General features: G+C 40.0%; 21 protein-coding genes. 20 read left to right on the forward strand and 1 reads right to left on the reverse strand.

The window, feature by feature from the left end; genetic code table 11:
• Window positions 1-9: 9 nt before the first annotated feature.
• The 20 genes from glf (at window position 10) to AC4HAJ_RS05255 (ending at window position 21095) form a co-directional block, all read left to right on the forward strand.
• Window positions 10-1119 (forward strand): UDP-galactopyranose mutase, encoded by a 1110-nt coding sequence (gene glf, locus AC4HAJ_RS05160; RefSeq protein WP_491079089.1) that lies wholly within the window; start codon window positions 10-12, stop codon window positions 1117-1119.
• A 35-nt stretch (window positions 1120-1154) separates the two neighbouring features.
• Window positions 1155-2519, forward strand: coding sequence for an O-antigen polymerase (locus AC4HAJ_RS05165; RefSeq protein WP_491079090.1), 1365 nt, complete (start codon window positions 1155-1157; stop codon window positions 2517-2519).
• A 22-nt stretch (window positions 2520-2541) separates the two neighbouring features.
• Window positions 2542-3570 carry an acyltransferase family protein gene (locus tag AC4HAJ_RS05170; RefSeq protein WP_491079091.1) on the forward strand — a complete coding sequence of 343 codons (1029 nt, stop codon included), beginning with the start codon at window positions 2542-2544 and terminating at the stop codon, window positions 3568-3570.
• 29 nt (window positions 3571-3599) lie between these two features.
• Window positions 3600-4436, forward strand: a complete 837-nt coding sequence (locus AC4HAJ_RS05175; protein WP_491079092.1) for a LicD family protein — start codon at window positions 3600-3602, stop codon at window positions 4434-4436.
• A 1-nt stretch (window position 4437) separates the two neighbouring features.
• Window positions 4438-5427: a glycosyltransferase gene (locus tag AC4HAJ_RS05180; RefSeq protein WP_491079093.1), complete on the forward strand. Its 990-nt coding sequence runs from the start codon at window positions 4438-4440 to the stop codon at window positions 5425-5427.
• An 18-nt stretch (window positions 5428-5445) separates the two neighbouring features.
• Window positions 5446-6450 (forward strand): glycosyltransferase family 2 protein, encoded by a 1005-nt coding sequence (locus tag AC4HAJ_RS05185; RefSeq protein WP_491079094.1) that lies wholly within the window; start codon window positions 5446-5448, stop codon window positions 6448-6450.
• Window positions 6451-6478: 28 nt separating this feature from the next.
• Window positions 6479-7447 (forward strand): glycosyltransferase family 2 protein, encoded by a 969-nt coding sequence (locus AC4HAJ_RS05190; protein WP_491079095.1) that lies wholly within the window; start codon window positions 6479-6481, stop codon window positions 7445-7447.
• Window positions 7444-8280 (forward strand): LicD family protein, encoded by an 837-nt coding sequence (locus AC4HAJ_RS05195; RefSeq protein WP_491079096.1) that lies wholly within the window; start codon window positions 7444-7446, stop codon window positions 8278-8280. Before AC4HAJ_RS05190 ends, AC4HAJ_RS05195 begins: the two co-directional genes overlap by 4 nt.
• A gap of 10 nt (window positions 8281-8290) precedes the next feature.
• On the forward strand, window positions 8291-9013 hold the full coding sequence (locus tag AC4HAJ_RS05200) for an IspD/TarI family cytidylyltransferase (protein WP_491079097.1): 723 nt from the start codon (window positions 8291-8293) through the stop codon (window positions 9011-9013).
• Window positions 9014-9022: 9 nt separating this feature from the next.
• Window positions 9023-10069 (forward strand): NAD-dependent epimerase/dehydratase family protein, encoded by a 1047-nt coding sequence (locus tag AC4HAJ_RS05205; protein ID WP_491079098.1) that lies wholly within the window; start codon window positions 9023-9025, stop codon window positions 10067-10069.
• Window positions 10070-10250: 181 nt separating this feature from the next.
• Window positions 10251-11303, forward strand: a complete 1053-nt coding sequence (locus AC4HAJ_RS05210; RefSeq protein WP_491079099.1) for a hypothetical protein — start codon at window positions 10251-10253, stop codon at window positions 11301-11303.
• 154 nt (window positions 11304-11457) lie between these two features.
• Complete coding sequence (locus tag AC4HAJ_RS05215) at window positions 11458-12315, forward strand: hypothetical protein (RefSeq protein WP_491079100.1); 858 nt, start codon at window positions 11458-11460, stop codon at window positions 12313-12315.
• Window positions 12316-12841: 526 nt separating this feature from the next.
• Window positions 12842-14788, forward strand: coding sequence for a MucBP domain-containing protein (locus tag AC4HAJ_RS05220; RefSeq protein WP_491079101.1), 1947 nt, complete (start codon window positions 12842-12844; stop codon window positions 14786-14788).
• Window positions 14789-14921: 133 nt separating this feature from the next.
• Window positions 14922-16937 (forward strand): ATP-dependent DNA helicase RecG, encoded by a 2016-nt coding sequence (gene recG / locus AC4HAJ_RS05225; RefSeq protein ID WP_491079102.1) that lies wholly within the window; start codon window positions 14922-14924, stop codon window positions 16935-16937.
• 158 nt (window positions 16938-17095) lie between these two features.
• Window positions 17096-17971, forward strand: coding sequence for an ABC transporter ATP-binding protein (locus AC4HAJ_RS05230; RefSeq protein WP_491079103.1), 876 nt, complete (start codon window positions 17096-17098; stop codon window positions 17969-17971).
• A 16-nt stretch (window positions 17972-17987) separates the two neighbouring features.
• Window positions 17988-18692 carry a hypothetical protein gene (locus AC4HAJ_RS05235; RefSeq protein WP_491079104.1) on the forward strand — a complete coding sequence of 235 codons (705 nt, stop codon included), beginning with the start codon at window positions 17988-17990 and terminating at the stop codon, window positions 18690-18692.
• Between the two features lie 14 nt (window positions 18693-18706).
• The gene (locus AC4HAJ_RS05240) at window positions 18707-19273 is read left to right on the forward strand and encodes a DUF4097 family beta strand repeat-containing protein (RefSeq protein ID WP_491079105.1); all 567 of its coding nucleotides are present in this window, start codon (window positions 18707-18709) and stop codon (window positions 19271-19273) included.
• Window positions 19274-19295: 22 nt separating this feature from the next.
• Window positions 19296-19814, forward strand: a complete 519-nt coding sequence (locus tag AC4HAJ_RS05245) for a DUF2975 domain-containing protein (RefSeq protein WP_491079106.1) — start codon at window positions 19296-19298, stop codon at window positions 19812-19814.
• An 11-nt stretch (window positions 19815-19825) separates the two neighbouring features.
• The gene (locus AC4HAJ_RS05250; protein ID WP_491079107.1) at window positions 19826-20035 is read left to right on the forward strand and encodes a helix-turn-helix domain-containing protein; all 210 of its coding nucleotides are present in this window, start codon (window positions 19826-19828) and stop codon (window positions 20033-20035) included.
• 145 nt (window positions 20036-20180) lie between these two features.
• The gene (locus tag AC4HAJ_RS05255) at window positions 20181-21095 is read left to right on the forward strand and encodes an aldo/keto reductase (RefSeq protein WP_491079108.1); all 915 of its coding nucleotides are present in this window, start codon (window positions 20181-20183) and stop codon (window positions 21093-21095) included.
• A 402-nt stretch (window positions 21096-21497) separates the two neighbouring features.
• On the opposite strand, the gene AC4HAJ_RS05260 is transcribed toward AC4HAJ_RS05255, so the two are convergent.
• Window positions 21498-21644, reverse strand: coding sequence for a hypothetical protein (locus AC4HAJ_RS05260; protein ID WP_491079109.1), 147 nt, complete (start codon window positions 21642-21644; stop codon window positions 21498-21500).
• Window positions 21645-21708: the final 64 nt, after the last annotated feature.

Below are 21708 nucleotides of genomic sequence, written 5' to 3' on the forward strand. Positions count from 1 at the left end.
AACGGTATCATGACACACTATGATTATTTAGTTGTTGGGGCAGGTCTATTTGGGGCTGTCTTTGCCCATGAAGCGGCTCTCAAGGGCAAGAGAGTCAAGGTTATTGAAAAGCGTGACCATATCGCAGGGAATATCTACACTAAAGAGGTAGAAGGCATTCAAGTACACGAGTATGGTGCGCATATCTTTCATACATCAGACAAAGAAATCTGGGATTATGTCAATCAGTTTGCGGAATTTAACCGCTACACCAACAGTCCCATTGCGAATTACAAGGGTGAGATCTATAATCTCCCCTTCAATATGAATACCTTCAACAAGCTCTGGGGAGTGGTGACACCAGCTCAAGCTCAGGCTAAGATTGAGGAGCAGCGGGCAGTTCTAGGTGGTAAGAAACCTGAAAATCTGGAAGAACAGGCTATTTCTCTGGTGGGTACTGATATTTATGAAAAGCTGATCAAGGACTATACGCAGAAGCAATGGGGCAAGCCAACCACTGAGCTACCAGCCTTTATTATCCGCCGTTTGCCGGTGCGCTTAACCTATGATAATAATTATTTCAATGATACCTACCAAGGAATTCCGATCGGGGGTTACACTCAGATCGTTGAGAAGATGCTGGATCATATCAATATTGATGTAGAGACGGGGGTTGATTTCTTTGCTGAGAAGGATCACTACTTGGCAGACTTTCCTAAGATTGTCTTTACTGGTATGATCGATCAGTTCTTTGATTATGAGCTGGGTGAGCTGGAATACCGCAGTCTGCATTTTGAAACCGAAAACCTTGACATGGAAAATTACCAAGGGAATGCCGTGGTCAACTACACAGATGCAGATACACCTTATACCCGTATTATTGAACACAAGCACTTTGAGTTTGGGAACCAACCGAAAACCATTATTACCAAGGAATACTCTAAGACCTGGCATCGTGGGGATGAGCCCTATTATCCTGTCAATAATGACCGCAACAATCACCTCTATAAGGCCTATAAGGACCTGGCTGAAAAGCAAGATAAGGTTATTTTTGGTGGACGTCTCGGTCACTACCGCTACTACGATATGCACCAAGTTATCGCCGCTGCCCTACAGTGTGTGAGGAAAGAAGTGGGGTAAGAAATGCCCTATAATTATTTATTTAGGAGTTTTTGATGCTTTTCTTGATACTAGCTGTCGCATTATTTTTTGTTATTTTTAATTTTAGATTGTTCAATAATGACTTCTTGAGTCCTGCAATTATTTTTTCGGGAACGTTTTTTGTGCAGGCACTTGTATGTTTGTTCGCATTGTTTTATCTAGATTTACAGTTTCATGCTGAAGTTTTATTAATTCTTGTAGCATCCTTCATGATATTTACAGGACTTACCTTGCTATTTTCTAAAATTGAAAATTCTCGCTATAGTTTGGATGTCAAGCTGGAACAGCAGAAACCATTAAAAGCACTAAAAATTTCAAATATATTGGTTCTCATTTTTATTGTAGTCTTTATTTATGCTATTTACTTGAAGTATAATCATTTAGATAGAGTCGCAAGTGCAGCTGGATTGGGCAATGGTAGCTTAAGTGAAAAAATTGCCCTATTTGATAATTTAGTTAAGTTTGATATGCAACGCTATCGTAGTTTGGGAATATTTCAATCTAGGATTTATAATATTGTTAATACGTTTGCACAAGCTTTTGGATATATTACAGTATATGTATTTGCTAATAATTTAGTGATAAAAAAACGGGCAAATCTTCTTTATTTCTTAGTCATTGTTTTGATGATTATTTTGTCCTATCTCTCTGGTAGTCGTTCAGGGATTTTCCGAGTTATAACGTTTTTTGGAGTAGTTTATTATTACTTCTATCAGAAAAATAATCATTTTCAAATTGATAAAAAATTACTTAGGAGATTATTGCTTGCTGGTATCGTTATAGTATTCTTGTTCTTATCGACCTTGAGTTTATTTGGAAGAACTAATTCTTATAGTGAGATTAATAGCTTTCACTATTTATTTATCTATTTAGGAGCGCCACTGTATAATTTAGATGTTTTTATACAAACGCATAATCTTCCAATACCTCAACAGAATTTTGGTCAACAGACATTTATTAGCCTTTATCATTATTTATGGGATATGCAAAAGGTTCCTCATATACCTTTAGACATCCCTTTTGTCAGATATAATGCGACATATGGTCTGGGCAATGTTTATACAACCTTTTATCAGTTTATATATGATTTTGGCTTATTCGGATTTATTCCGTTCATTTCGATAATTGCTGGTTATTATGCTTATGCCTATAATAAGCTCAAATATGGCATTATTAGTCTATCAAGAATAGATTTTAGGCTGTTTCTATACGCATTTTTATTTAACGATTTAATCATGTTGATTTTTTCTAATCGCTTTTTTGAAACGCTATTGGATTTCAATACGATACGGCTGTTAGTTATCACCTATCTGCTTTCAGCATTGATTTTTGAAAAATCAATTAGGCTGGGTAGAATCAAGATTAAATTGTATCGATAGAATATGAAGGAGATTTGTATCAGTGACTGAAAATATATCTAAAGCACCTAAAACTAGAATTGATTGGATTGATTTTGGTAAAGGCTTTACAATCTTTTTAGTGGTTGTGGGGCATGTTCTCTTGGGATTGTACCAATCTGAATGTTTTCCAGATTTTGCAGACAGTCTCTGGCTGGGTGTTCAAACTATTTATATTTTTCACATGCCCGTCTTTTTTGCTCTATCTGGTTATTTTTTTAAAGTACAGGAGACCTTTAAAGGTTATCTAAAGTTTGTTTTGCAGAAGACCTTGCAACTCGGTATTCCCTATATTTTTTATAATATTATCCAATTTGTTCTTCAGACAATGGGAGGATCCAGCGTTCGAGATGCTGCCAGTTTGTCAGATTTGGTTCACATCTACAAAGCTCCGCTAGGTGTTTCCTGGTTCCTTTATGTACTATGGGGGATTTTCCTTGTTTTAGGATTATTATCTATTTTGATTAAGGATAAAAAGATTTTATTTAGTATTACTCTTGCCATGCTTTTAGCGGTTAGCCTTTTTCCAAGTGACTTGATGATAGTCCAGCGTGTTGGACTTTGGGCATCAGTCTTTATGTTGGGCAGCTTATTACGAGGCGTTGAGTTTAAGCAGATCAAAATTTGGTTGCCTGTTTTAGGACTTGCTATCCTTGCTTATCTTGTTCTTTGGTCTCAGGTGGATTTTACTAATCGTGTTTCCTATTATTTACCACGATTCTGGGGGATCATCTTTTTTATCGTCGTACCTTTTGCTTTTATAGCTTTTGAAAGAGTCCCGTCTAGTGCGTTTAAAAATTACTTTATGAAATATGGGATCGATAGCCTTGTGATTTATATTCTACATGCACCGATTGTCAGTGTGACACGTATCTTTTTGTTAAAACTTGGAATAAGTAATCTATTTTTGCACTTGCCATTAGGACTACTGGCAGGTTGGTTTGGTAGCATCTTTGCCATTTATTTAATGACAAAACTACCCTATATTGATTTTATCTTTTATCCAACGCACTATATCAAGATCAAAAAATAATATTAGAAATTCTATGGAGTTCATACCTTATGTTTAAGCGCTTATTAGAAAAGCATCATCAAAAAATTCAATCCCGTGTACAGGTTGATCTGTTCTGGGAGAAAAAAGAGGAGATCAACGGTATTCACTACCGTATGTTGGCTGATTTTGATCAGTTTTGTGTAGAGCACGGTATTGAGTACTGGCTTGAAGGCGGTTCACTGATCGGTGCTTATTTCCATCAAGCTATTATTCCGTGGGATGATGATCTTGATTTGGCTATGACTCGTGAAAATTGGAATAAGTTAGAAGCCCTCAATCCTCAATGGGAGGATATGGTACTTCAAACCTATGGGAATGATAAGGGATTTAATAGCGTCAAATTTCATAAACTAAGAGATAAGCATTCTTATCTCAATGATGGTCGTTACTGGTCTTCAGAGTCTAATGACTATCAAGGGATGTTTGTGGATATTTTTGTCTATGACGACACCGATATTCCTAGCTATAATCAAACAGGTTTCAAGCACAAATGGCGTTTACAGGCAGAACTCTACTGTCGAATGTTTTACAATAGTTTTCATTTCCTGCCATTTGACAGACTTAATCGCCGTCATTTAGAAAAGCATTACCGTATAGATCCTCAGGCTAAGTATATGCGTCTGGATTATCGCTGCAGCACCCGTGAAAATAAGCACTATTTCCTTGAAAAGAAACGTGTATTTCCTCTTCAAAAGGTCAAGTTTGGAGAGGCTGAGTATCCAGCTCCAAAAGATATGGAATATTATCTTCATACCCAATATGGAGATATTGTTAAATATCCTCCAAAAGAAAAGCAGGTGCCGTCGCATTTGATTGCGTATAAAAAATTGACTAGGAGTAATTGACATGATTAGTGTGATCATTCCTTGCTATAATGCAGAGGAGACGATTGAGTCTTGTTTTAATAGTCTTATTCAGCAGACTTATGCTGATTGGGAATTGATTTTTATCGATGATGGTTCTTCGGATCAAACCTTGGATAAGTTGTATGCTTTAAAAGCTAGTCATGAAGAGCTGACTATCAAAGTGCTTCATCAAGCTAATCAAGGAGTCTCTTCGGCTAGGAATTTAGGCTTAAGCCATGTCAGTGGTGATTTTATAGCTTTTGTCGATGCGGATGATAGTGTTGAACCAGACTATTTAGCCAAACTTTATGGAGCATTTGAAGACCCGAGTGTTGCCTTGGCAGTGTGCTCCTATACTGCAGTAGATAGGGAGCAGCAAAGGAAGACAGTCTATTCTATCAAAGCAGGTATGTTCAGCAAGGATCAGGCATTGGAATATCTCATAGCAGAAAAAGGTCCTCAGGGTTATCTGTGGAATAAGCTGTTTTTAGCGAGTGTTATCAAAGGAAGCTCATTAGTCTTTAACAGAGAAATCTTCATGGCTGAGGATCTTCTCTTTGTGGCAGAGTATCTGATAGCGATGACAGGAAGAGTCAAGCTAATGAATGAGCCTCTCTACCGTTATATGATATTTAGTAATAGCAGTAATAAGACTCGCTTGGCTAGTCTGCAAGCAGGTTATGATAAGTATTTTGACAATTTTTTAGACTGTATGGATCGCATTGAACAATTAATACCGTCTGACTTACCCAGGGCTAGGAAGGCTGTTCTTGCTAGGAAGGGGCGCATTGCCATTCAATATTTGAGAGCTAATTTGCTCATGCATAAGCATGATAAGGCTAAAACTCGTCGTTTACGTCAGATCGCAGCGACCAATAAAAGGAATTTCTTTACTAGTTTAGATAGCAGTCCCAAGACAAACATGATTTATAATCTTGTCCTTTATCTCCCAAGATTAGCTTATTTACGAGATAAACGTCACTTTAAATAAATGATAGGATAATCCAATATGACAAAAATTTTAACCATTACTGTTCCCTCTTACCATACTGAAAGCTATATGGATACTTGTTTGCCGACGCTTCTCGACGAGCGTATCAACGACAAGCTGGAAATCCTGCTAGTTAATGATGGTTCCACGGATGGCACTCTTGCTAAAGCGAAGTCATATGAGGAAAAATGCCCAGCAACCATCAAGGTTATTGATAAAGAAAATGGCGGTCATGGGTCAACGATTAACAGTGGTATGGCTGTAGCCAGAGGTAAATATTTTAAGGTAGTCGATGGAGACGACTGGGTCAATACAGAGGAACTTGTGTCCTTAGTCGAGCACCTTGAAAAAATTGATGCGGATATCGTCATCTCTCCTTATGAAGATCATAATATGGATACAGATGAAATCGTAGAGCAATCTTATCCGATTACTGCTGAGAAACTTCAAAGCTATGATGAGCTGCTTGAGGAAGCGGGCCGTCTTCCTATGATGCATGCGACAACTTTTAAAACTAGTATTTTAAAAGAGCATAGCATTCATATTGATGAAAAGATGTTCTATGTCGATATGGAGTATATTAGCTTTCCTATGCCCTATCTTGAAACTGCTATTTATCTTCCTTATAAGGTCTATTGTTACCGCATGGGGACAGCGGAGCAAAGCGTTAATCCTGCTAATTTTGTCAAGAACCGTGAGATGCACCGCAAGGTAACGTATCAGCTGATTCGTTTGTATAATAGATTGGCCTCAAGCCACCCTAATTCTGTTCGCTTAAAAATACTGGAAAATCAATTAAGCAAGACAGAGGTAGCCTTGGATACCAATATCAGTCTTTTCATGGACGATACCAAGCAAGCTAAGCAGGAATATCTAAGCTATCAGTCAATGGTTAAAGAGCTGAATCCTGAGATTTGGCGTTTAGCAAAGGCTAATAGTAAAAAAATTGGTCTTTTGTCTATTGGGCATGCTTTTTGTTTTGGCTTACTGGCTAAGTATGCTAGGACAAAAGGCATTCGCTAATGATAGCATGACTAAAACGAGGTAAGAGATGGCAAAGCCGCTAATATCAGTGATCATTCCAATTTATAATGTTGAGGAATACCTTGAAAAAAGTGTTGATTCTGTTAGGAATCAGACATTAAAAAATATAGAAATTATTTTGGTTGATGATGGCTCTACCGATCAGTCTGGAACGATTTGCGATCGTATTGCTGCACAAGATGAGCGTGTCAAGGTAATCCATAAGCCAAATGGGGGCGTTAGTGATTCTCGAAATGTCGGAATAGAACATGCAAGAGCTGATTATATTGGCTTTGTTGATTCGGATGACTATATTGACCAAACCATGTATGAGCGTCTTTATCATGAAATCATGAAGGAAAATGCTGACGTGGCTTATTGTGGTTTCTATCATGTCCATGGTGCGCTTAAAAAGTTAGACTATGATACTAATAAGGGGAAAGTTGTTTTAAGCCGTGATGAGTTGGTTGAGAATGTCCTATATTCTAACAATGTCACCATGCATTTGTGGAACAAGCTATATAAAAGAGCACTTGCTTTAAAATATCCTTTTCCAGTTGGAAAGACCTACGAAGATGCCTTCTTTATCATTCCTTACTTTTTAGATTGTCAAAAGGCGGTCGGTATTATGGAACCCTTGTATTATTATATAAAGCGAGAAGGCAGTATCGTCAATACAACTTATCTTCCAAAAGATATGAATGTCATCTACGCTCATGAAGCCAACTATCAACGCCTAAAGGATAATCCTAAGTTTAGAGATGGAGCCAAGTACCGTTTGTATTGGAGTCGTTTCTATGTCTTAGACAAGATGCTTCAGGCGAGAGACTTTGGTGATTATGACCAAAAAAAAGGCATTATCAAGTACCTCAGACGTCATTACCTGGATATTCTAAAAAATCCCTATGTTAAAAGAGGGCGTAAGCTAGCTATGACAGCACTCATGCTTCATGAAAAACTGTATCAATTAGCTTTGACTAGGAAGGAAAATCAATGAATAGTCTTGAGATCATCCAGAAAAAGGAAATCGGGATTCTTACTGAGTTCATCAGAGTTTGCCAAAAACACCGTCTTCACTATTTTGCCTTGGGTGGTACGCTTTTGGGAGCTGTGCGCCATCAAGGATTTATCCCATGGGATGATGATATTGACTTGGGCATGCCTAGGGCAGACTACGATAAGCTGATGGCTTTACCTGAGACTGAATTTCAAGCACCTTATAAGTGTATCAATGAAAAAAATACGCCTTCATTTACTAAGGCTTTTATGAATATCCAAGATACCAGCACCAAAATCCGCATGACTTATAGTAATGTTGCACAGGATCAGAGTATTTGGATTGATATTTTTCCAATAGATGGTATGCCGGGAGGGAAGTTTTCTCGTTTTATTCATGAGAAACGCTACCTGTTTTCACGCATGATGGTACAGCTCTCTCAGTTCAATACCATTGTCAATCAAAATAAGGACAATCGACCATTTCTTGAAAAGGCTTTGATTAAGTTTGCTAGTGTGACCAAGATAGAAAAAATCTTACCTTATAAGCGGTGGCAAGGATACTATATCAAAACCTTATCCAAATATGATATGACACAAGCCTTCTCGGGCAACCTATCAGGGGCTTATAAGTTAAAGGAAGTTGTTCCGACAGATTATTTTGGGCAAGGTGCCTATCTAGACTTTGCGGGTGTTCAACTGAGGGTACCTACAAAGTATAAGGAGTACTTGGCAGCTATTTACGGGCCCAACTATATGGATCTGCCCCCCGTTGAAAAGAGGGTTCAGCATCAATATGATATTATCGACCTAGGTGGAGCACCAGAAGAATAAGGAGAAGAATATGAATATAGCCGTTATTATTGCTGGAGGGACAGGTTCGCGTATGGGACAGGATATTCCCAAGCAATTCATCAATGTCTATGATAAGCCGATCTTACTTTATACTTTAGAGTCCTTTCAAAATCATCCCCTCATCGATGCTATTGAAGTAGTCTGTATTGATGGCTGGCATGACATTTTGAAAGCCTATGCTAGGCAATTTAATATCACTAAGCTTAAATGGGTAGCCTCTGGTGGAGATACGGGTCAAGAGTCTATTCGTAATGGAATCTACAATCTTCGAGGGGAAGTAGATGATGAGGCTGTTATCATCATTCATGACGGTATTCGTCCTTTGGTAGATGATAGCGTTTTGACTGACGTCATCCAAAAAGCAGAAAAATATGGGAATGCTGTCACTTCATTGCCTTATAATGAACAAATTTTTGTGATTGATGACGATAATGAGATGACAACGACCAAGTATATTCCACGTGAAACGCTACGCCGTGTATCAACACCGCAAGCCTATCATTTTGGTTTGTTGAATGCGAAATATCAGGAAGCTTTTGAAAAGGGCATTGGTATCTATGGGTCATCTTATACCAATACGATGATGGTTGAGCTGGGAGAAAAACTTTATTTCGCAGCTGGTTCTGACAAGAATATTAAGTTGACGACCAAGGATGACTTAGAAATGTTTAAGGCTTATCTCAAAGCGGATAAGGATAAGTGGTTAAAGTAGGGTTGAAAGATGGTATTTTATAAGCATGACCTGTATTTAGATGATGTCGCTTACACCTCACAGCTGGCGATTGATTGGAAGCAATTTCAGGATTCTTCTATCCTTATTTCGGGAGCCACAGGACTACTGGGCTCTTTCTTAGTGGATGTGCTTGCCCAAAAGAATTTTCAGGATAATCTTAACTGCAAAATCTATGCTTTGGGTCGAAATCAAGAAAAAGCTCAAGAGCGATTCGCTTATTTTGATGAGGATTTTTTTGAATTTATTTCTTATGATATCAATGAGCCCTTGCAGTTTAGTCGTCAGGTAGACTTTGTTGTCCATCTGGCTAGCCATACCCATCCTCTGGCCTATGCGACAGATCCTATAGGAACTATTACAACTAATATCATCGGCTTAAAAAATATGTTAGATCTTTGTGTTTCTAAGCAGGTCAAACGTTTTGCCTTTGCTTCAACAAATGAGATATACGGCGAAAATCGAGGCGATGTAGAGCTTTTTGATGAAAGGTATTGTGGCTACATTGATTCAAATACCTTACGTGCTGGTTACCCTGAGAGTAAGCGTGCCGGGGAGGCACTCTGTCAAGCCTATAAGGAACAGTATGGTGTGGATGTCGTGATTCCACGCTTCACCCGCTCTTATGGTCCTTCAATTTTAACAACAGATACAAAAGCTATCAGTCAGTTTATTTTTAAAGCGATTCATCGAGAAAATATCGTCCTCAAAAGTGAAGGAAATCAATATTATTCCTATACTTATATGGCTGATGCTATTTCTGGCTTGTTGGTGATTTTGACAGAAGGTCAGTCAGGAGAAGCCTACAACATTGCGGATGTGACATCAGATATCAGGTTGAAAGATCTAGCTGGTCTTATTGCTGAGCAGGTTGGTACTAAGGTTGTTTTTGAGTTACCGGAGCTTAGGGAAGCAAAAGGTTACAGCAAGGCAACGAAGGCACGTCTAGACGGCAGTAAATTACGAGCCTTAGGCTGGCAGCCTCGATTTGCTATTCAAGAAGGTATTGAGCGAACTTTGGAGATCCTTAAGAATTAATAGCAGGGCTCCCCATCAAAGCCTGACCCTTGTCTAAGTTTTATGGATTTTTGCCAAGTTTGTTATTTTAAGGGTGACGACTAAAATTATCATGAAAAAAAGATTCTTTATCTGTTTCTTGCTTTTGGGCTTAATGATGTTATGGATCATGAGTCCCAAAACTAAATCAAAAGAAAATCACATGACTGTTCATATTAAAACCCAGGCAGACCTTGACAACTATTTAGAGAAGACAGGTAGCAACTGGAGTCAGGACAGCGTTTATTTTGAGAACACTAGGCCGCTATCTTTTCCTGAGGATAAGGTCTACCGTATATTAGCCCCTACTTTCTGGTATATTTCCGAAAAATCGAAGGGATCGATTGACTTTGGTTATTCTAGGATACTAATCGGAGAGAGAGGTTTTTTTACTTGGGATATCGCTGGAAGTCATAAGACAAGACTGGGCAGGGCGAGTCAATTATCTAATCTTATTGTTACGGGAAGTATGGATGAGCAGACAGATCAGCAGACAGGTGAAATTTTTCAACCGTATAGCTGGCGCGGCCACTTCCATACTCGTCTTTTCCATGCTAGTGATTTGGTCTTTAAAAACATGACCTTTAAGAATGCTCATAAGTCTGATGATCATATTTTTGATCTAGCAGGGAGCCGTCATATTAGCTTTGAAGGTCTCACATTTAAAGGCTATGGTGGAGAGGATTTGACCTCAGCTGATATTCAGGCTCGTTACAAGAGGTCACCGCATTCTCTTTATTCTGAGGCCATACAGGTCGATAGTGCTATTGAGACTTCTTTTGGGGGCTTGGATCTTTCAAAGACTGTGCTCTGGAAGACTGACCGTTATGATCAGGAACCATCCTCTTATATTACAGTGAGGCAGTCCAGATTTCTTCCTTACCATGGTCCATCGGGGCAACAACTCATCGAGGGGAATATCACTGGACGAGTGCAGCGTCCCTATGGTCCGACCTTGGGATCTCATACGCATGGCAATGCTGATTATCATCATATTAGATTTGTCCATAATACTTTTGATCATACGGTTTATGCTGAAGGGATGGATAGGCGGATTCTTTACCCTATCCATATGAATAAATTTTCTAAGAGCCCGACTTACTTACGTGATCATCACATCACTATTGAAAGCAATACGTTTAGACATCAGGGCTCTTACACTGCATCAGATAGTGGTGTGATTGATGAGGACGATTGGTATGGCTGGTATCGCTGAGATTTTTAGCTAGGGAGTGATTGCATTAGAAAAATAAGTTTGCTTTTTGAGATATGGAGGTACTATCTGGGAGGTTTTTGGTATAATGGAAAGCAGATATGATTTAAGTTTTGATTAACCAAAACCACCTAAAGAAAAGTAAGGAGAAAGTGACGTGAGCAACTCAGCTGTCATTACACGCATGCAGGAGCATCTGCTATCTATGTTAGTAGATGTGACTAATCTGTGCTTTAGAGAAGGGATTAGTCTCTATGCTGTGGGAGATACCCTGCTTGGGGCTAGTGAGGCTTATGGCTTTCTACCGGGTCAGGCCAGCTTAGAGATGGCCCTTTATCGGTCTGACGTTGCTAGATTGGCAAAAGCTTTGTCAAGATCCGATCGCTATGAGCTCATGATACCTGAGATAGGACAAGCAGGCCAGGAGGTCAGCCATCCTCGTCTCTATTTAAAGGATTCGCTCTATAGACAGACCCATGCTCCCGTGACCTATGCGGAAAAACTCTATATGGATCTTTATACCATTGAAGCTGTTCCTGATAATCCCCTCAAGCGTTTTTACTATGGATTTGAGAGTCGGCTTTTGGATATCGTCGCTTCTAGTGTCTTTTTGACGCATGATGGCCACCACCAGCTGGCTGGTCATTCCTTCGGCGCTAAGCTAGGTATCCAAGTGTTGGGGACTCTCTTTAGTGTTAAGTCTTACAGCTACTGGAATGCCCGTGCTTATCAGTGGCATGGCAGCTATAGTGATACCTCTAGTCAACAGGTCAGTCTTCCTGGTGCTGCCAAGGGCTATTTTGGTGAGATGTTGGATCGTCACATTTTTGACGAAGTCTATCCCTTACCTTTTTCTGGCTATGAGGTTTTTGCGCCAATAGACTATAGAGCCTATCTGACCAACAATTATGGTGAAGATCTAAAAGAAGCAGCAGCTCAAGGCTACCAAGAGACACCTTTACCTGTTGAGTTTGAGGTAGATGGGCAACGTATTCACTCAGCTACAAATCTTTAATGGCTGGCTGATTTTTGAAAGCTGACTAAACCTATTCTCAAGGACTGATTTTTCTGTTTTGGACAGGATTCGGTCCTTTTTGCTTGGTTTAAATACACCTGACCTCACAGTTAAGGGATGGAAGGGATTTTATCTTTATCATCCTTCAATAGAACTATTTTTTTCAAAAGTGGGCTGCTTATTGATGTTTAAGCAATGACCTATCAGCAAATTGAGAAATGTAATATTTCTTAAATGTAACTAAAAGATTACATTTTGAAGTCAAATAAATTGACGATACTGACATGTGGTGATACAATAAAATCGCAATTTCCATTAAGGACATAAATAACTCAGATTGAATAGGGAAGGTGAGAGTTCCCTGTTCAAAGGATTAAGAGGGAGGCAGAGTTAATTCCTAAGCCTGAGATGAGAGACAAGTTTAGGAATTTGGCTCTGTTGATGAGAGAGCTATTCATTGAATTAATAAGAAGTTGCGAATTATAATTATGACGCTCAAAAGAGCGTGAAAGGGAGAGAATTTTATATGAAACAACAAGTTAATGCTAAAGGCTATGGTACCTTAAAGAAATTTAAAGGTATTGGTCTTGCAGGTGTCTTGATGCTTTTTGCGACTGCTGCCATAGCAGGTTCACAAACAGTTTATGGGGATGAGGTGGCTCCCGCTGCTTCTGAAAACTCAGCAACCTTCTCATTGACAGCATCTGTTGACAGTCAAACAGGTTCAACTTCTGAAGCTGCCTTGGCGGAGATTGCAGCTGATACTGCAGCAGTAGAAACGCCTGCAGAAGCATCAGCTCCTGTTTCGACAACTGCTGCACCCGAGACTCAAGAAGAGGCTGCATCAGTAGCCAACACAACGACAGCTACCGTAACCCACGAGCAAACAACTGTTTCTGAATCACGTGCATCCATTGAGGTATCTACAAAAGTGGATACAAAGGTTAAAGAAGGTGATACTATTGACTATACTTTCACTAACCTGCCCTTAGGTGGTCTAAATGGTAAAGATGTGACCATTGCTGATGGAACAGTTGTTGGTAAGTTAGAATTGGTTGGTAAAGAATCAGAGCCGTTCAATAATCAACAAAATAACACTCGTGATAATAACTCTGTGGAAGATCAACAGCTATCAGCAGAGACTATGGCTAATAGCTTTAAACTACGTGTTGTTTTCAATAAAGCAGCTGAGGATGTGATTGATCTTTCCTATAAATTTGGTTATACCAATCAATACTATACTCACTTACTGTCATCAGTCGAATATGCTTATGTTACTAAGATCGCTGCCGGTGGTAAGGAAGTAGCTACTGATGAGGTTAAAGTTGGTGCCTACGGAAAAGAAAGCATTCCTCAGACTGTTGTTGAAGTAGCTAGCCCATTAAACTCTGTAGAATCAGCTGAAAATGGTTTGAAATTGACCAATGGTAAGTTTGCGGTTGTTTTAAAAAATAGTGCTAACAATCCAATCGTAGAAGGTTCAATAATTACGGTTAAAGTTGATGGTACTGCTCTTGTGACCTTGACCAATAAAGTTGGTGATATTCTCAAACAAGATTCACAGCGTGGTTATTATGATGATACTGTTGTAAATGCTCACAATATCATTTTAAATGATCGTGAACAAGCTATCTTTGAAGTGATTTCAAATGATGGTGAGTCTATTGTTCTTAAATCGCTGAAGGGTCTCGAAAAGACTAATAAATTTGCCTTGGAGCTAAAAGCAAGCTATACACCAAGTTCTGATGAAATCAGTGAAGATGGTAAAAAAATTACAGGAATCAATAATACTGAGTTGACAATTACTGATCCATCAGGAAATCTTGTTTATACAACTGAGCACGATAATGACACAGCTAATATCTATGGAAACAGCATCACTGCAGAAGCTGCTTTTACAGGAAAAGTTGTGGTTCGTCATGTTACTACTGATGGTGTTGTGCTTGAGGAAGAGCCAGCGCGTGCCGGTAAAGAAGGTGAGTCTTACGAGACTTCTCGTTCAAACTTTGATGGTTATTCTTATGTAAGTTCAAGTGATAATACATCAGGTCAATTTACTCGTGGTACAATTGTTGTTACCTATACTTATGAAAAAAATGCTCCAACAACGATTCCTGGCGGTAATTCTCCGCATACCCCAACTCCAGAAAATCCGACTCCAGAGCAACCAACTCCAGAAGAGCCAACTAAGGATGTTCCACAAAAGCCAAATGGTTACAGATGCTACATCCCAGTTAAGTATACTTATGTTGCCTATGTACCAGTAACATATGTTGTATCTTATTGCCCACCAACCTACTATTATGTAGCAGCTGGTTGCTATCCTTATGGCTCACGTCTGTCGTACAGCAGCTATTCATATTCAAGATATAGCCTACGTACCAGCTATAGCCGTAGTTATAACTATGCCTCATGCTTCGGTTACTCAGGAGCTCATTACCCATCTCATTCCTACCGAGTAAACTGCTGGTAATGGGATGATATAACAGAGTTAGAGTATCTGATAATGATCGAAAGTTATCTAAGCATCTTCTTTTAGGAGGTGCTTTTTGTTTGCTCTAATAAAATCCTTTGGTTGCCTGGGGCTCACGTGCTATAATGGTTCTATGTTATTAGGTCAACCAATTGCTGCACTTAAGGGGTTTGGCCCTAAGTCGGCAGAAAAATTTACTAAATTGGGACTCTTTACTATTGAGGATCTGCTATTGTATTTTCCTTTTCGTTATGAGGATTTTAAGAGGAGATCGGTCTTTGAGCTTGTCGATGGGGAGAAGGCTGTTATTACAGGGACTGTCGTGACACCTGCTAATGTCCAGTATTATGGCTTTAAGCGCAATCGTCTTTCTTTCAAGATTAAGCAGGGCGAAGCGGTCATTGCCGTTAGCTTTTTTAATCAGCCTTATCTGGCGGACAAGATTGAGCTAGGAGCAGAGGTGGCGATCTTTGGGAAATGGGATGCAGCTAAGTCTGCTGTGACTGGGATCAAGGTCTTAGCCCAGATAGAAGATGATATGCAACCGGTTTACCATGTGGCTCAGGGCATTTCACAAACTGCCTTGATCAAGGCTATTCGCTCTGCCTTTGACAGCGGTGCTCTGAATGAGTTAAGAGAAAGTCTACCCCAGATCCTGTTGGATAAGTATCGTCTTATGGGACGCCAGGAAGCTGTTAGGGCTATGCATTTTCCTCGGGATCTAGCTGACTACCACCAGGCTCTGCGACGTATTAAGTTTGAGGAACTCTTTTATTTTCAACTCAACCTTCACGTTCTCAAATCGGCTAATAGGTCTGAGACCAGCGGTCTTGCGATAGCCTATGATCACGATCAGTTAGCACAAAGAGTAGCTCAGTTGCCTTTTGAGCTGACTGCTGCTCAAAAGCGCAGTCTCGATGAGATCTTGGCTGATATGCGATCAGGTGCCCATATGAATCGATTGCTTCAAGGAGATGTCGGCTCTGGAAAGACAATAGTAGCTAGTCTAGCCATGTATGCGGCCTATACTGCGGGATTTCAGTCAGCGCTTATGGTGCCGACTGAAATTTTGGCTCAGCAACATTTTGAGAGCTTGATAGCTCTCTTTCCTCAACTCAATATTGCCCTTTTGACCTCAGGGATGAAAGCTGCGGTTAAAAAGGCGGCCCTGTCAGGGATTGCGGATGGATCAGTTGATATGGTTATAGGGACGCATGCCCTGATCCAAGATGGAGTGGATTATCACAAGCTGGGTTTGGTCATCACTGATGAACAGCATCGCTTTGGGGTTAATCAACGTCGGGTCTTTCGTGAAAAAGGTGATAATCCTGATGTTTTGATGATGACGGCAACACCGATCCCAAGGACTTTAGCTATTACGGCTTTTGGTGAGATGGATGTGTCTATTATTGATCAGCTGCCAGCGGGGCGTAAGCCTATTATCACACGCTGGGTCAAGCATGAACAGCTCGAGACAGTCTTGGACTGGTTAGGTAGTGAGTTGGATAAAAAGGCTCAAGCCTATATTATTTCACCCTTGATAGAGGAGTCAGAGGCTTTAGATCTAAAAAATGCTGTGGCACTTCACCAAGATTTGGTTGATTACTTTGGTGATCGTGCCAGCGTTGCCTTAATGCACGGGCGGATGAAAACGCAAGAAAAAGATGCTATCATGCAGGCCTTTAAAGATCAGCAAGCACAAGTCCTTGTATCTACAACGGTTATTGAGGTTGGGGTCAATGTTCCCAATGCTACGGTTATGATTATCATGGATGCTGATCGCTTTGGCCTCAGCCAGCTCCACCAGCTTAGGGGGCGAGTTGGTCGTGGAGATAAGCAGTCTTACTGTATCTTGGTGGCCAATCCTAAAAATGAGGTCGGAAAACGTCGGATGACAGCTATGTGTGAGACGACGGACGGCTTTGCCCTAGCTGAGGAAGACCTCAAAATGCGGGGGTCTGGGGAAATCTTTGGGACGCGCCAGTCAGGGATTCCAGAATTTCAAGTGGCTGATATTGTGGAAGATTATAATATCTTAGAAGAAGCCAGACGCATGGCTGCTCAGATCGTTCAAGATCCTAACTGGCAGACGGATCCTAATTGGCAACTATTGCTCCCCCACCTAAAAGAGAGCGGAAATTTTGATTAAATATTATAGAGCTGGAGGTTTTAGACTTCAGCTTTTTTGTTCAAAAAATTATCGTTTTTTAATAATTTTTTATTGACAAAAGGTTTTTTCTCAGGTAACATGTAATTATCGAAAGACGATAATTACATATCGATAAAAAGATAAAGTGAGGAAATCTTATGTCAAAAGACTTGTTGTTAAGGATTCAAGGCGTGACTAAAACCTATGGGAAACATAGCGTTTTAGCAGATGTTTCTTTTCCTATTCACAGAGGTGAGATATTAGGTCTAGTGGGACAAAATGGTGCTGGTAAGACGACCTTGATCCGTATTTTATCAGGCTTGATTGCCAAGAATGGCGGAGAGATCACTCGAACGTCTAATTATAGAATCGGCGCTCTTATCGAGTCGCCTGTCCTCTATCCTAATATGTCAGCCTTTGCTAATCTTAAATACTCCGCCTTACAAATCGGGATTAAACAGGCAGATCAAAGGATTAAGGAAGTTTTGAATCTGGTGGGGCTAGCCAATGTCGACCGTAAGAAGAAGGTCAAGGACTTTTCACTTGGTATGCGCCAGCGCATGGCTATTGCTTTGTCTATTCTAGATTTTCCAGATTTTCTGATTTTAGATGAGCCGATCAATGGTTTAGATCCTGCAGGTATCAAGGAGATGCGGGATATTATCCATCAGCTGAGAGATCAGTATGGTATTACAATCTTGATTTCCAGCCATATTTTATCAGAGTTAGAGCTGGTGGTGGATCGCTTTGTGATCCTGCATAAGGGTAGGATTATCAAGGATATTGAAAAATCAGCACTCAAGAGTGTTGTCTCTGAAAAAGTTTACCTAGCTACGACCAATAATAGCTTAGCTTTTTCCGTATTGGAAAAGCTGAGACTAAATCCTAGTCTTCAAGATGATAAGATTGTGCTGGATCCTAATCGCTCTGTGCATCAGATCATTCTTGATTTGCTGGACAAGGAGATTGAAATTACGGATATTTACCATGCTGGTAGTAGCTTTGAAGATTACTATCTGAACTTACTTGATTAGAAAGGAAGGATTTCTCATGAATTATATAAAAGCAGATCTCTATCGTATTGTTAAGGAGAAGTTGGCTTTAGTATCTCTGGTGTTGCTTTTGGTGTTTGCTATGATCTTTGCTTATGTCTATCGCAAGGATGTTTCAGATAGTGCCATGGTCAATGCGATCTCTGTATGGTCTAGTTTGATGCCCTTGTTTTTAGTGACGCCGGCTAAGATATTCTTCGGAGAGGATTTTGCTAATCGGACTGTCAATAATTTTTTGATTAAGAGTCAAGATCGCTTGAAGGTATTTAGTTACAAATGGGTTGCCCACTTAGGCATGAGTATCTTATTTGTTCTCCTTGCCTATGTCCTGACGAGCTTTCTATTTCTTATTTGGTCTGGGCATGCTCATCTTGGAGTAGCCATGAAGTATTTCCTTTACCAACTGCCTATCTATCTGGTTATCTCTAGCTTGATTGGCTTGATTTTCAACTTTTTCAAGCGCAGTTACCAATCTTATACGGTCTATCTGCTCTTGGCCCTGCTCTTTGATAATCTTTTTACCTTATTGATGGCTCTTACCTTTAAGACCTCTGTATTTATGCCTTATTTGATGTTTAATCAATTGGGGCAGGTAGATCCGACTGGTGTCTATTTGACTAAGACCGTTATCTGTGCTCTCTTTGCTAGTCTGATTTATGCAGTATTAGGCTTTGGCTTATTTTATAAGCGTGAATTTAAATAGAAGGTGGTAGACCTATGAGAAAAGCAGTTGTGATTGGTTTCTTAGCCTTTCTTATTCTAGGTATTGGTGCTTTTATCTACTCAGCTATCGCTAGTGATCAGTCAAATGTGACTTATGATAAGACATTTGAGTTGCCTTCCAAACCGATTAAAGGTATTACTATAGGGACGCTTGAGCAGCCTGCGAGCATTATCGTCAAAGAGAGCGACCAGGAAAAGACGAGTGTTCAAGTCCAAGGAAAAATAGCTCAGAGCAATATTGATGCCTTAGAGAAGAAGATGGGTTATGATGATGGGGATTTAACCATTTCAACCTCAGAAGGAGATTTTTCCATGACGGTTGTGGGGAAAAAGCCTAAACTCAGTATCACCATTACCTTGGGTAAGCATGCTAAATTCTCAGATTTTTATCTCTTTTCCAGTAATGGAGATGCGGCTGTTACCCTGCCAAAGAGCTTTGATGGTCAGTTTAATCTGACGAGTAGGGCAGGTGATATAACTCACCGTCCAAAATCTGGACCCAATACTAAGCGCCAAGCCAAGATAGAGGTGGATGGTAATTTGCAGGTCTATCTGAAATAAAAATGAATAAAGGAGTTCTCTGATGTCTAGACAAAACAAACTTATAAAAGCGATCTACTATGTTATAAACCTTGTATTAGGATTTAACTATTTACTTTTGGGAATTTTGGTTCTGATCGGTGTGATATCTAGCGGTGTTGCTGTGTTTATGCCAGAATTTAGGGATGAGATTAGTAGGGGATTAGATTTTGATAAAGTCTCTTGGTGGGGTATTGGTTTATTATTATTTAGTATCCTCTATTATTTTGTAACAACTGTATTAATTCTTAGAAATATCAAGCAATTCTTGAGGAATCTGCTTGATGATCATATTTTTACAGATCAAAATGTCACATTAGCTCGTCGGACTAGTCTATACTTATTGTTAGCGTCGTTTTTGACAGGTGGATCAGGTATCATTAATTTTAGTGTCGGTATGGAGAATGATGATATTTCATTATTTAACTTGGCTTATATCTTAATTGCACTTTTGGTTTGGGTGATTTCTGTAGTGCTAGAAAGAGCGGTTGCCATCGCTAAAGAAAATGAATTTACGATATAGGAAGTGGCTTTATGATCATTATCAATTTAGATGTTGAGCTGGCTAAGAAAAAGATGAAGTCTAGTGAGCTGGCTGAGCGTATCGGCATTACACCTGCCAATCTTTCCATTCTCAAGACCGGTAAGGCTAAAGCCATTCGTTTCACGACTCTTGAAGCCATCTGTCGGGAACTGGATTGCCAGCCAGGAGATATTTTGGAGTATCGGGAAGATGAAGAGTGATGAAAAGGAGAGTGGGCTCAATCAGTAAACCGTGAGAAAATCACGGTTTTGATTTTGTTGTCCAGCTCTTGACAGCAGATATTTGAAATCGCTTACATATTTTTGTATAATTTAGCTAGTCATCTTACTAGTGAGGAAGAAACTGATGAAGCAAATAATTGGACAAACAGGTCTTGAAGGTTCTCGTATTGCACTGGGCTGTATGCGTATGGCGGATTTGGAGCGTGCTCAGGCAGAACGTGTGATTGGGACAGCTTTGGAAACTGGTATTAATTTTTTTGATCATGCCGATATTTATGGTGGCGGTCAGTCAGAGATCCGCTTTGGTGAAGTCCTGAAAACCTTGGAAGTTGCACGTGATTCTATTATTTTACAGTCTAAGTGTGGCATTAGGCAGGGCTACTTTGACTTTTCCAAAGAGCATATCTTGGAATCGGTAGATGGTATTTTGGAGCGCTTGGGGACCGATTATTTGGATATTTTGGTGCTTCATCGTCCAGATGCCTTGGTTGAGCCAGAAGAAGTGGCAGAAGCTTTTGATCGTTTGAGGGAGTCTGGCAAGGTTAGGCACTTTGGTGTCAGCAATCACAATCGCTATCAGATGGAGCTTTTGCAGGCTTATCTCAAGGAACCTTTAGTCGTCAATCAAATGCAGCTTTCTCCGGCTCATACCCCCATGCTTGATGCTGGTCTCAATGTTAATATGACTAATGCTGCTAGTGTCGACCGTGATAATGGTACTATTGAGTATTGTCGACTCAATAAGGTAACCCTGCAGGCTTGGTCCCCTTTTCAGATTGATCTTGGTAGAGGCTTGTTTATGGGAAGTGCTGATTATCAGGAGCTGACGCAAAAGATTGAAACCTATGCCAAGCAGTATCAAGTCTCTACAGAAGCAGTTATCGTGGCTTGGATCCTGCGTCATCCTGCTCAGATACAGACGATTGTTGGCTCGATGAATCCAGAGCGCCTGCAGCGTATTGCTCAGGCTGAAGATTTTGAGCTCACTCGTCCTGAGTGGTATGATATTTATAGAAGTGCTGGTAATCGTTTACCGTAAAAAGAGAGTGGGACAGAAATCAATAATTCGAAGAATTTGATTTCTCTCCGCTTTTTTATTTCTAGGCGTTCGACCTGAAACGGTCTCTCCCCAGACCGTTTCACTCCCACCTCCGCACAGTTGATTAAGCTCTAAACATCCAGTGGATGTTTAGAGACTATCACTTGCATGGCAAGGGATAAGGACTACCAATCAGCAGTGGTTCATTGGTACTAAAGCACCTAATGAACTGTGCAGGGGTAAGACTAAAGTTGGCATAGCCAACAAGTCTTACTCCCAACCACTGCGCCTAGCAAATAAAATTGACCAAATAAATAAGGCTGAGAACTTTTGTCTCAGTCTCTTTTTATATGTTTTAGATTGGCTGGATTAGCAACGGTTAGTGATTCTTTGGTGGATATTTTATTTTGTTTTCTTGACCCAACAGATCAGTGCTGTGGTGGCTACTATGGTTCCAAAGAAGGCATAGAGATGGGCCTTTGATAATTCTAATCGGTATTCAACAGAAGAACCTTTTGATCTGTCATATGCTGAGACTTGCATTTTCATGGTTGTTTAACCTCCTATGTATTTCTTGTCTATTAATTAGTTGGGCTTGTCTGTCTTATCTGAT

The sequence above is a fragment of the Streptococcus sp. ALY_211 genome (assembly GCF_058314555.1).

Excerpts from the sequence above, each read along its gene's own strand:
- AC4HAJ_RS05235 (WP_491079104.1), top strand. The coding sequence starts at position 17,988 with ATGAATTATATAAAAGCAGATCTCTATCGTATTGTTAAGGAGAAGTTG.
- AC4HAJ_RS05190 (WP_491079095.1), top strand. The coding sequence starts at position 6,479 with ATGGCAAAGCCGCTAATATCAGTGATCATTCCAATTTATAATGTTGAG.
- AC4HAJ_RS05185 (WP_491079094.1), top strand. The coding sequence starts at position 5,446 with ATGACAAAAATTTTAACCATTACTGTTCCCTCTTACCATACTGAAAGC.
- AC4HAJ_RS05250 (WP_491079107.1), top strand. The coding sequence starts at position 19,826 with ATGATCATTATCAATTTAGATGTTGAGCTGGCTAAGAAAAAGATGAAG.
- AC4HAJ_RS05245 (WP_491079106.1), top strand. The coding sequence starts at position 19,296 with ATGTCTAGACAAAACAAACTTATAAAAGCGATCTACTATGTTATAAAC.
- glf (WP_491079089.1), top strand. The coding sequence starts at position 10 with ATGACACACTATGATTATTTAGTTGTTGGGGCAGGTCTATTTGGGGCT.
- AC4HAJ_RS05175 (WP_491079092.1), top strand. The coding sequence starts at position 3,600 with ATGTTTAAGCGCTTATTAGAAAAGCATCATCAAAAAATTCAATCCCGT.
- AC4HAJ_RS05180 (WP_491079093.1), top strand. The coding sequence starts at position 4,438 with ATGATTAGTGTGATCATTCCTTGCTATAATGCAGAGGAGACGATTGAG.
- AC4HAJ_RS05240 (WP_491079105.1), top strand. The coding sequence starts at position 18,707 with ATGAGAAAAGCAGTTGTGATTGGTTTCTTAGCCTTTCTTATTCTAGGT.
- AC4HAJ_RS05220 (WP_491079101.1), top strand. The coding sequence starts at position 12,842 with ATGAAACAACAAGTTAATGCTAAAGGCTATGGTACCTTAAAGAAATTT.
- recG (WP_491079102.1), top strand. The coding sequence starts at position 14,922 with ATGTTATTAGGTCAACCAATTGCTGCACTTAAGGGGTTTGGCCCTAAG.
- AC4HAJ_RS05230 (WP_491079103.1), top strand. The coding sequence starts at position 17,096 with ATGTCAAAAGACTTGTTGTTAAGGATTCAAGGCGTGACTAAAACCTAT.
- AC4HAJ_RS05200 (WP_491079097.1), top strand. The coding sequence starts at position 8,291 with ATGAATATAGCCGTTATTATTGCTGGAGGGACAGGTTCGCGTATGGGA.
- AC4HAJ_RS05165 (WP_491079090.1), top strand. The coding sequence starts at position 1,155 with ATGCTTTTCTTGATACTAGCTGTCGCATTATTTTTTGTTATTTTTAAT.
- AC4HAJ_RS05255 (WP_491079108.1), top strand. The coding sequence starts at position 20,181 with ATGAAGCAAATAATTGGACAAACAGGTCTTGAAGGTTCTCGTATTGCA.
- AC4HAJ_RS05210 (WP_491079099.1), top strand. The coding sequence starts at position 10,251 with ATGACTGTTCATATTAAAACCCAGGCAGACCTTGACAACTATTTAGAG.
- AC4HAJ_RS05260 (WP_491079109.1), bottom strand. The coding sequence starts at position 21,644 with ATGAAAATGCAAGTCTCAGCATATGACAGATCAAAAGGTTCTTCTGTT.
- AC4HAJ_RS05205 (WP_491079098.1), top strand. The coding sequence starts at position 9,023 with ATGGTATTTTATAAGCATGACCTGTATTTAGATGATGTCGCTTACACC.
- AC4HAJ_RS05195 (WP_491079096.1), top strand. The coding sequence starts at position 7,444 with ATGAATAGTCTTGAGATCATCCAGAAAAAGGAAATCGGGATTCTTACT.